8 protein-coding genes are annotated in these 7,674 nt (G+C 39.1%); 5 read left to right on the top strand and 3 right to left on the bottom strand.

Annotation, left to right across the window (positions count from 1 at the left end; translation table 11 throughout):
* The first annotated feature begins 235 nt into the window (after positions 1-235).
* Both pyrF and HZA38_02375 read left to right on the top strand, forming a co-directional pair.
* Complete coding sequence (pyrF, locus tag HZA38_02380; protein ID MBI5414339.1) at positions 236-1,108, top strand: orotidine-5'-phosphate decarboxylase; 873 nt, start codon at positions 236-238, stop codon at positions 1,106-1,108.
* A 186-nt stretch (positions 1,109-1,294) separates the two neighbouring features.
* Positions 1,295-1,648 carry a hypothetical protein gene (locus tag HZA38_02375; protein MBI5414338.1) on the top strand — a complete coding sequence of 118 codons (354 nt, stop codon included), beginning with the start codon at positions 1,295-1,297 and terminating at the stop codon, positions 1,646-1,648.
* Between the two features lie 6 nt (positions 1,649-1,654).
* Here the strand turns inward: HZA38_02375 and nth are convergent, their stop codons facing one another.
* Positions 1,655-2,311, bottom strand: coding sequence for an endonuclease III (gene nth / locus HZA38_02370; GenBank protein MBI5414337.1), 657 nt, complete (start codon positions 2,309-2,311; stop codon positions 1,655-1,657).
* Between the two features lie 96 nt (positions 2,312-2,407).
* Between nth and HZA38_02365 the strand changes: the two genes are divergently transcribed.
* The gene (locus HZA38_02365; GenBank protein MBI5414336.1) at positions 2,408-2,680 is read left to right on the top strand and encodes a type II toxin-antitoxin system prevent-host-death family antitoxin; all 273 of its coding nucleotides are present in this window, start codon (positions 2,408-2,410) and stop codon (positions 2,678-2,680) included.
* Positions 2,664-2,918, top strand: a complete 255-nt coding sequence (locus HZA38_02360; protein ID MBI5414335.1) for a Txe/YoeB family addiction module toxin — start codon at positions 2,664-2,666, stop codon at positions 2,916-2,918. Before HZA38_02365 ends, HZA38_02360 begins: the two co-directional genes overlap by 17 nt.
* Before the next feature lie 52 nt (positions 2,919-2,970).
* On the opposite strand, the gene HZA38_02355 is transcribed toward HZA38_02360, so the two are convergent.
* Entirely contained in the window at positions 2,971-3,852 is an 882-nt protein-coding gene (locus HZA38_02355) for a DUF2090 domain-containing protein (GenBank protein ID MBI5414334.1), read from the bottom strand.
* 211 nt (positions 3,853-4,063) lie between these two features.
* Here HZA38_02355 and HZA38_02350 point away from each other — a divergent pair, with 211 nt between their 5' ends.
* Entirely contained in the window at positions 4,064-6,934 is a 2,871-nt protein-coding gene (locus HZA38_02350; GenBank protein MBI5414333.1) for an S-layer homology domain-containing protein, read from the top strand.
* 70 nt (positions 6,935-7,004) lie between these two features.
* Here the strand turns inward: HZA38_02350 and HZA38_02345 are convergent, their stop codons facing one another.
* Complete coding sequence (locus tag HZA38_02345; protein MBI5414332.1) at positions 7,005-7,547, bottom strand: YbhB/YbcL family Raf kinase inhibitor-like protein; 543 nt, start codon at positions 7,545-7,547, stop codon at positions 7,005-7,007.
* Positions 7,548-7,674: the final 127 nt, after the last annotated feature.

Genomic DNA, 7,674 nt, shown 5'->3' with positions numbered 1-7,674 from the left:
CTCTTTCCAATTTGCGATACGATATCTCTGTCTAAGTGAGGATTTCTTTTTCATTTTGAAAGAGGTTATTGTTCCTCCTCATCTTAGACATACTCCTATTCCCGTACAATTTATTTGTGCAACAAAGCCATTTTGAATTACTAACATTTGGTTTTTAAAATTTCTCTCTCGATTTGAATGCTTTTTCATTCAAAAATTATTTTCAAAAAATAATTCAAAATTCATAATTTCTCAAATGCATTTTTCCGACGCACTTCTCAAAAAAATTCAAGAAAAAAAGTCCGTACTCTGTCTCGGGCTTGATCCGCATTACGAGCAAATTCCTGAATCTCTGAAGAAGGGAAAAAACCCAGGAGAAGTAATTACGAGTTTCCTCACAAAAATCCTGGACGCGACGCACGATCTCGTCGCTGTGGTAAAACCGCAACTTGCATTTTTTGAAGTCTTTGGATCTGAGGGATTTGTGGCATTCGAGCAAGTTTGTGAATATGCAAAAAAGAAAAATTTATTCGTTATCGTCGATGGAAAACGGAATGATATTGGTTCCACAGCTGAGGCGTATGCGGAAGCATATTTAGGGAAAAATCGACCGTACGATGCTCTTACCGTAACTCCATATTTAGGAGAAGATGGAATTTTTCCATTTATAAAAAAGTGTGAAGAAAATGAAAAAGGAATTTTTGTGCTCGTAAAAACTTCTAATCCTTCTGGTGGAGAATTTCAAGATCTTTCTGTTGGCGATGAACTTTTGCACGAACACATTGCGCGAAAAGTGGCGCTTTGGGGAGAATCATGTGTTGGGAATTTAGGGTTTTCTTCCATCGGAGCCGTCGTGGGCGCAACCTATCCAGACGAACTCAGACTTCTTCGCCAAGATATGCCAGAGCAAATCCTTTTGATTCCCGGCTATGGAGCTCAAGGCGGAAGAGCTGGGGATATTGCTCCTGCTTTTTACAAAGATGGAAAAGGTGCGATTGTAAATTCTTCTCGAGGAATTCTTTTTGCCTACAAACAGGAGAAAGCACCTGAAGAACTTTTTGCGGAGTGTGCAAGAAAGGCAGCAGAAAAATCGAAAGAAGAATTGTGGGAAATAGTTACGAGAAAGTGATACTGTTTCGCAGTATTGAAAAATATTTTTTTTGATCAGACGTATTGTGTTGTCGAGTTCCGTCGACACTTTTTGAAGCGCAAAATTTGCTTTTGAGAAGCCATGAGCAGTAAAATTGTGCGCGCGTGCGCTTGGAAGAGAAATAAAAATTTTCGTATGATACTGACATCTTTTTTTTCAACACCGATGGCAACTATCGATGAAAAACTCGACTATATTATTGTCATTCTCCAAAAGCATGATGAAAGATTTCAAGCACTCGAACAACGAATGTCAAATTTAGAGCAGCGGACACTGACCGTTGAGAGAGAAGTAAAAGCTATTTACCGAATAGCTGAATCTCTCCAGAATTTGGGTCAATCCCATGAGATCAAATTTTTTTCTATAGAATCGAAAATAGCACATATGGACGAACAGCTTCTGAAAATTTATGAGAGTAGAAAACAGGTAACGGTAGATTTTACCAGAGCATTTGCTCTCGGAAATGCCGGAATAAGTGCTGTTGTTTCTCTTATGGTCGCAATGTTTGTGAAGAGATAATCTCTGTCAGAACTTTCGTCCGGGACAAAGATGCACAATTGGACACTGATGACATTTTGGTCTTCTCGCAATACAAATATTTCGTCCGTGAAGTATCATAAGATGCGGAAAAATACCCCATTTTTCTTTGAGAAGAAGTTTTTGGAGCTCTTTTTCCACTTTTATTGCGTTTCCATACGAATCTTTTGAAATAAGATCGAGTAATTTGGCAATTCTTAGCACATGAGTATCAACAACAACTCCTTCGATTTTATGAAATCCAGTTTCTAAAATCACATTTGCTGTTTTTCTTCCTGCTCCGGGAAGTTTCAGAATGTTTTCCATCGTCTCCGGAAATTTTCCATCAAATTGCTCCAAAATCATCTTGGTGGCAGCTTTCAAATTTTTTGCTTTATTTTTATAAAATCCACTGGAATAAATCAGATTCTCAATTTTTTCAATCGGCACTTTTGCAAATGCTTTCGCATCTGGAAGCTCTCGAAAGAGTCGCGGTGTCAATTTGTTAATTTGCTTGTCCGTCGATTGTGCTGAGAGCACAACTGCAACGAACAGCTGAAAAACATTTTTGAAATGAAGGGCACATTTTGCATCTGGATACGTTTCTTCGAGAATATGAATTATTTTTTCGAGCCGGGATTTTTTTTGACGCAAAGTTTCCTGCATAAATTTAGTATATCAATAATCTCGTATAGTAAAAAAATGCTTTGAAATTTGTTTTTTATGTTGTACAATACTCCTGTACAAGTTATTCCTTCATTTATGAAAACAATTTCTTATTCTAACGCTCGAAAAAACCTGAAAGTTCTTTGCGATGAGGTCTGCGATGAACAGACCCTTCTCATTATTGAACGCCGCAATGGAGAAGCTGTCGTCGTGCTTTCGAAAGAAAATTTTACTTCTCTTGAAGAGACAGCGTATCTTCTGCGTTCGCCAAAAAATGCAAAAAGACTTCTTGAGGCAAAAGATCGAAAAAAATCAGATCGAAAAAAGTTTAAAAATCTTTCAGAACTGAAAAATGCGCTTGGAGTTTGACCAAAATGCCTTTGAGGATTTGAATTACTTTATGAAGCACGACAGAAAAAAGGCACTCAAAATCATGGAACTTCTTGAAGATACGCTGAGGCATCCATTTGTTGGTGTTGGAAAGCCAGAGCCACTGAAATATGAATTCGCAGGATGTTGGTCTCGGCGAATTGATCAGGAACACCGGCTGGTATATTCTGTGGTGAAAAATACAATTATTGTGCTGGCATGTCGATATCATTATTAGCCAAGAGTTAAAAGCGAAAAGTTCTTAACTCTTAATTTTTAGCTTTTAGTTCTTAGCTCTTCGCTTTCTCAAACACGCCAATAAAATACTCATATCTCCTCGCGATTTCTTGAGATGCATCTTCTTCATTAATTTCCCCATTTCTGAGCTTTAAAAGCGCTTCTGCAAAAATCGTTCGTCCTACTGCGAATCCCGTCACACCTTTTGACTTTGCACCCACCGTAAGCCAATGTTCCACTTTTTCCATACTTTCTCCGCGTCCAAGAATAACAATTTCCACATTTTCTGCCTCACCTTCAAAAGCTGCTTCCGAGCAAGTATCCATTGCTTCTTTTGTTTCCGTTCCTTCAATCTTCCAGACGTCCGGATAAATTCCCGCAGAATGCATCTCTCGAACAGCTTCCGCAAAACGCTCGGGTCTCAGTTCAATGTCAAATCGTTTTTTATCATCGCCACATTTGACGAGATCTTCTTTCGAAGGCTGAATGAGCGGCTCGATTAAAAATTTAATTTCATTCTCTTTACAAAAATCACTCAGCTCTTTGAGCCGAGTATTTTGGAGAGAATTATCTTCTCCTATGACAACGCGAATAAGAGCCTTTGCATACGATGGTCTGATTTCAAGGAGATGATCTTGCCAATTTTCATATTCAAAATCAAAAACGTCCTGACCTGATTTTTCTGTGGAAAGAAGATTTCTCGCTCCTAAAATTTTTGCCTCTTTGTGAATATCTTTTCCATATTCTTCATCTACAAGAATAGCGAGATCTTCAACTCCTCTTTTCTCAGCGACTTTTTTAAATCCTTCAAACACCACTTTTTTATAATGGATAAGCTTCTCTTTCTCCGCTTCGGTAATATCTCCTCCGTGTTCCAAAATAAGTTTTTTAAAAGAACCGCGGTGGTCAAATGGGAGGACGTAAAGACTTGGCATAGTCAGAGGGAATAAAATTTACGGGAGAATTGTAGCTTAGTTTTTTCTGAGCTCCAAAAAATATTTCAGTATTTTAGAGCAATTTTATTGACATTTTGTCCAGAAAAAATGAGAATTCGCAAAGTAAAATTCACATTTTTGTGAAAAATTGTACCCCGTATGCGACTTTACAAGTAACAAGATTTATTTTTTTCTTTTATTTTTTATTTTCATGTCCTCCTTCTTTTCCTCCAAAAATCTTCAACTTGGATGTGCGATGACGATTGCATTGGCATTCGCAACGATGCTCTTCGGAATTTTCCCAAAAGTGTACAGTTCATTCGCAGATGACTACACTCCGTATTATGAACCATCACGAGAACGGTGCCGTGAAGTAAAACAGCTTCTGGATGAAACTCCTGATTGGACAGCACGTTTTGGTAGTATTGAAGAGCCTGCAAAATGTAAGAGACTATATTACAATTATAATTGGACAGAAGTGGAAAGAAGTGTTGTGTATCCTCTCGAAAAATGCGCAGAAATTAAAACAAAATGGGATGAGGGAAATTGGACAGCACGATTTGGAAGCACAATGGAACCAGCAGATTGTAAGAATCTTTACTATGAAATGAAATGGTCTTCCCAGTGGTCTCCATATTATGGACTTGATATTCGCATTTCAGATTTGGTCACTAAAAATACAATTTGCCCAGGAAGCTCTGAGTCGGATCCAAATGGCTGTAAGCTCGACGGCGCAGTGGTGCGGCTCGAAGCGTTAAATCATTGGAATAATTATGTTTCAGAAGTCGTCGTAAATTCAGGAACACAAATAGATCTCGGAGAGGCTCTCCAAAATTCTCCATGGGTAAAGTTTAAAAAAGTTCCGATTTGGTACAAGGGAAAAAACTACGAAGCAGACGATGGATTTTATCAACTTACGGTTTCTAAAGAAGGATATGGAACAAAAATAGGATTAGTAGGTATTTTTGGGTCAACAGGCGGAGATTTGTATTGGGGGAGAAAAAGCATTGGAAATTACGTGTGGCTTGAGAAAAACACATCCACGGAAAATTATGTTCCGCAATATGAGCCATCACGAGAACGTTGCCGTGAGGTGAAGCAATTGCTCGACGCGCATCAAAGTGATTGGACTCCTCGATTTGGAAGTATTGAAGAACCAGCAAAATGCAAGGCATTATACTATGATTCAGGGTGGAGAGAGGTTTCTCAAAGCGTGGTATATCCACGCACAAGATGCGCGGATATCAAGGCACGATGGGACGAGGGGAATTGGACGGCGCGATTTGGGAATACTTTTGATCCCGCAAATTGTAAAAATCTCTACTATCAAAATAATTGGGATAATGAACCGACCGTGAATTATATTCCACAATATGAACCATCTCGGGAAAGATGTCGCTTAATAAAAAAGATGTTTTTTGATCCGCGAGGATGGACACCGCGATTCGGAAATCCTGTTGAACCAGCAAAGTGTAAAAGTCTCTATTACAATGTTGATTGGACGGAAGTCCCTCAAAGTGTTGTATATACTCCAGAAAAATGTGCGGAAATTAAAGCGCGGTGGGATGAAGGGAACTGGACACCACGATTTGGTGATACGACCGATCCTGCAAATTGTAAAAATCTCTACTATCAAAATAATTGGAATAATGAAGGACTCCCGACAGAAAACTATGTTCCGCAATATGAGCCATCTCGAGAGAGATGTCGTGAGGTAAAGAAGCTTCTCGATGCAACACCAAATTGGACAGCGCGGTTTGGAAGCATTGAAGAACCCTCAAAATGCAAAAGATTGTATTATTCTTATTCTGGATGGAGAGAAGTAGAACAAAGTGAAGTATATCCGCCAGAAAAATGTGCTGAAATTAAGGCAAAGTGGGATGCAGGAAACTGGACTGCACGATTTGGGAACACAATAGAGCCAGCAGATTGTAAAAATTTGTATTATCGAAATAACTGGACAAATGGAAATGGTAATACATCATGGACTTCTCAATGCATGAATACCGTTACTGATTTATGGGGAAGATATACCATAGAACTTCTGGGAAAAGATGGAAAACGCACTGCAGATTGTCGTTTTGTCAATTTTGGGTACGATATCATTAGTGGCACAGCAGATTTAATAGGGATGAATGAATATGCCCTGATTTTTGATGCGACAAAAAAAGGAAAAATTCGTGTTACCACTCATGAGTCAACATATTACTGGGCTGAATTTGACATAGGAGGTACTCCTCCATGTACGAATAGAGTCACTGATCTCTCAGGAAAATTTAGTATAGAACTTCTTGGAAATAACGGACAAAGGCATGCAGATTGCCGTTTTTCTGAATATACTTATGATGTACTCAGTGGTGAAGCAAAACTTATAGAAATGAATGAATATACGCTCACTTTTGATAGTACAAAGAAAGGAAGGATCCGGGTAGTAACAACAGCTCCGACACATTATTGGGCAGAATTTGAAATTGGAAATTCTTCTGAAACATCAAAAGGTATTCCTCCTGCAGGATATGAAGACAAAGTAATTACCGCATTTGATGTGTATGATAATCCATTTCCTGATACAGACATTACCGTTCTTGCTGGTCAAGCAGCGGCTGAACTGTATCGAAGAGCCATTATTGGAGGATATCCAGATGGGGAATTTAAAGGAGAGAAACCGGTAAATCGTGCAGAGCTGGCAAAATTTTTCCTCTTTGCTCGATATGGAACTGTTGATGACACCAGCAACAACGGACAGTTTCCTGATGTTTTGGAGAACCAATGGTATGTACGATTTGTTGTCACCGCTGCAAAACTCGGAATCATCAATGGATACCCCGATGGTCTTTTCCGACCGGGAAATACCGTAATTCGAGCAGAGTTTTTGAAAATGATTGCGAAAACCTTCGATATTGAAAGTGGACTTAGCTATTCATATTTTGATGTTACTTCTGCAGATTGGTTCGCAGAATATGCCGGAATTGCACAAAAGTATGAACTTTTCCCTGGTGAAGATAACTTTTTAGCTCCCGGACAAGAAATGTCACGATATGAAGTTGCAGTAGCAATTTTCCAGTATTTGAAAAATAGATAATTGGAATTTTAGCCAATTTTAAAAAGCCGAACACAAGACGTGTCCGGCTTTTTTGTGACGAATGAGAAAATTATTTCGTAGAATAATTTGCTACGAGTTCTGCTTCGCCAAGGACGTGTCCGTTTATACCATTCAGAAGTTCCGCTTTTGTACTTCCTTCCACGAGATTTAGTTCTGTATTAAGTGCGGAAAGTTTGAAGAAGTAGCGATGAGTTCCGCTGGGAGGACATGGTCCGCCATATTTGAGTTGATCGAAATCATTCTTTCCAAGGATTGCTCCAAGAGATGCAAGCGCACTTTCGCTTATTCCCTCAGATAAATTTCTCGCCGTAACTGGAATATTCCAAACGACCCAGTGAACCCATGTTCCATCCGGAGCATCGGGATCATCTACGATGAGCGCGAGAGTTTTTGTTCCTTCTGGAACATTTTCCCATGATATTTCAGGAGAAACATCACCTGCATCACATGTGTATTTTGCAGGAATTTCTGCACCAGCTCGAAATGCGCCAGATTTTATAATAAGAGGTTCCTGCTCATTGTTCTCATTGTTTTTTGGTTCTTCCTTTCCTTCTGACGTTACTGGTGCTTCTCTATAATCTGGATTTACCATTTCAGAAATTCCTTCTGGTCCAACGTTATCGAGTTCTTCAAGAAGTTTGGCTCCCACAGTCATCATCTTCGCTCCAGTCGCACGAACCATTGGTCCATCAAGATTCATTTTCCCAGTGTTTCCTTCT

The sequence above is a fragment of the Candidatus Peregrinibacteria bacterium genome (genome assembly GCA_016220175.1).
Taxonomy (GTDB): Bacteria; Patescibacteriota; Gracilibacteria; order CAIRYL01; family CAIRYL01; genus JACRHZ01.
This window is presented reverse-complemented; position numbering and strand designations above follow the sequence as displayed.